This window comes from Actinomadura keratinilytica (assembly GCF_039539665.1).
GTDB classification, from domain to species: Bacteria; Actinomycetota; Actinomycetes; order Streptosporangiales; family Streptosporangiaceae; genus Spirillospora; species Spirillospora keratinilytica.
Genome location: NZ_BAABDO010000266.1, coordinates 1 through 1,275, shown reverse-complemented (window position 1 = coordinate 1,275; position 1,275 = coordinate 1). Strand labels below are relative to the sequence as shown.

The following is a 1,275-nucleotide window of genomic DNA, read 5'->3' as shown; positions in this document are numbered from 1 at the left end:
GTTGTCTTCCTAAGACCGCTTGGCCTCCGACTTGGTGGCGGCCGCGCGCGCCGTGTACCGCCGGGTCACCGCACCGCCGCGGCGGCCGCGCGCGCCTCGCGCAGCACCCCGCGCACCCACGCCGCCACCTCCGGCGCGTCGGGACGCTCGCGCAGCGAGGTCAGCGCCACCGGCCGGCCGCCGCGCACCCGGAGGGCGTCGCGCTCCATCAGCGCCACGTCGCTGCCGACCAGCGGCGCCAGATCGGTCTTGTTGATCACCAGCAGGTCCGCGCCCGCCACCCCCGGACCGCCCTTGCGCGGCACGTCGTCGCCGCCCGCCACGTCCAGCACGAAGATCTGCCGGTCGGCCAGGCCCCGGCTGAACAGCGCGGTCAGGTTGTCGCCGCCGCTCTCCACGACGACCAGGTCCAGCCGGCCGTGCCGGGCCTCCAGGGCCTCCACCGCGTCCAGGTTGGCGGAGATGTCGTCGCGGATGGCGGTGTGCGGGCAGCAGCCGGTGCGCACCGCGGCGATCCGGTCGTCGGAGAGCACGCCCTCGCGGCGCAGGAAGTCGGCGTCCTCGGTGGTGTAGATGTCGTTGGTCACCACCGCCAGGTCGAACTCCGCGCGCAGCGCGCGGCACAGCGCCGCCGTCAGCGCGGTCTTGCCGCTGCCCACCGGGCCGCCGATGCCCAGGCGCAGCGCCCGGCCCGCCGCCGGCGCGGCCTCGTGCGGATCGTGATCGTGGTTGGCGCCCACGGTGCGTCCTCCCGTCTCCCAGTGTTCCCCTGCCGACCGGCTACGACGCGAACAGGCGCAGCCCTGCGCGCACGTGCGCCTCGGCGAGCAGGTCGAGCAGCGGCGCGGACGGCGCGGGCAGCGCCCGCCACCCGTCCCCGTCCCCCTCCTCGACCGCGGCGGCGGCCTCCCGCGCGACGCCGTCCACCTCGGCGGCCAGCCCGGCCAGGACCGCGTGCACGCCCAGCGGGTCCAGGCCGAGCAGCCGGACGGCCGCCGACGCCGGACCGGTCACCGCCCCGTACGCGGCGACCGCCGCCGCCTGCCCCGGGGTGCGGCCCGCCGCCGCGGCCGCCGCGGCGAGCACGACCGGATGGTGCGGCTCGGCCAGCTCGGTGCCCAGCGCGTCCAGACCGGGATGCGACCAGGCCGCCCGCGCCGCCCGCGACAGCGACCGCCCCTGCGCCCGCGACGCCCGCCGCTGCGCGGGCGACGGCATGCGCGCGTCGGCCTCGGCGTCCAGCTCCCCCCACCGAAGTCGGATCGTAGCCATGTC

The 1,275-nt window shown here is 78.1% G+C and carries 1 protein-coding gene; it reads right to left on the bottom strand.

Annotation, left to right across the window (positions count from 1 at the left end):
• Positions 1–65: 65 nt before the first annotated feature.
• Complete coding sequence (gene ureG / locus ABD879_RS32605) at positions 66–740, bottom strand: urease accessory protein UreG (protein ID WP_345025647.1); 675 nt, start codon at positions 738–740, stop codon at positions 66–68.
• Positions 741–1,275 lie beyond the last annotated feature (535 nt).